Genomic DNA, 1,034 nt, shown 5'->3' on the forward strand with positions numbered 1-1,034 from the left:
TCACCCGATTTTAAAAGCGGCCACCATCGTCTCTGCACCACTGGATTTGGCGGCTTGTGCCAATCGAATTGAGCAGGGCTTTTCCAAAGTGTATCGCCGTTACCTACTCTCTTCGCTCAAACGGAATGCTCTACAAAAACATCATTTACTGCATGGCGAATTGGCGCTGTCGTACAACTCCATCAAGCGCGTCACTCGTCTGTACGAATTTGATGACTTGATCACAGCACCTCTGCATGGTTTTAAGGATGCACAAGATTATTACGATCAATGCTCAGGACTGAGCAAGTTACAGCAGATCACCTTGCCAACTTTGATCATCCACGCCAAAGACGACCCGTTCATGACCGATGAGGTGATCCCCAAATTTGTTCTGCCAGATAACATTGATTACCGTCTGTTTGAGCACGGCGGACACGTTGGCTTTCTGACTGGTACGGCATTAAAACCAAAGTTCTGGTTAGAGGAAGCCCTGCCCGCGTACTACGAAAGTGTCGCGGCAGAGTACCTTTCAGCTGTATCCAAACCGCGAACACAGTAAACTAGCCTTTCATCATAAAAGTTTGAGGTATTTATGATCATTCCTTGGCAAGACATCGCGCCAGAAACACTGGAAAATCTAATCCGTGAGTTCGTACTACGCGAAGGCACCGACTATGGCGCGGTTGAAATTTCACTGCAAAACAAAATCGATCAAGTGAAGACGCAACTAGAAAAAGGTGAAGCCGTCATCGTGTTCTCAGAACTGCATGAAACGGTTGATATTCAACTCAAAGCAAAGTTTTAGCACGTTCACATTTTTACCGTATCCCACTCGATGACAAGTCGTTGTTACATGCTATAGTGGGTTATCGACCGTGCAGCGGTTCGCTGCTGCACTTTACAGGTACGTAATTTTCGACAAGGTTTGTCATGTCAGCTAAACACCCAATCATTGCGGTTACTGGTTCATCCGGTGCCGGCACAACCACTACGTCTGAAGCATTCCGCAAGATGTTCAATATGATGAACATCAAGCCAGCATGGGTGGAAGG

Annotated in this window: 2 protein-coding genes and 1 pseudogene; all 3 read left to right on the forward strand. The window is 46.7% G+C overall.

Translation table 11 applies throughout. The features are described 5' to 3' along the window. A partial coding sequence (locus tag R7D93_RS26105) for an alpha/beta fold hydrolase (protein ID WP_411976826.1) occupies window positions 1–541 on the forward strand: 541 nt, incomplete at its 5' end. Between the two features lie 33 nt (window positions 542–574). Continuing rightward, a complete protein-coding gene (locus R7D93_RS26110; RefSeq protein WP_005458136.1) occupies window positions 575–787 on the forward strand; it encodes a YheU family protein in 213 nt (70 codons plus the stop codon). A 125-nt stretch (window positions 788–912) separates the two neighbouring features. Then, window positions 913–1,034 (forward strand): annotated as a pseudogene (locus R7D93_RS26115) (phosphoribulokinase); the annotation flags it as partial.

Origin of the sequence: Vibrio sp. YT-15, assembly GCF_033337445.1 — a bacterium.
GTDB classification, from domain to species: Bacteria; Pseudomonadota; Gammaproteobacteria; order Enterobacterales; family Vibrionaceae; genus Vibrio; species Vibrio alginolyticus.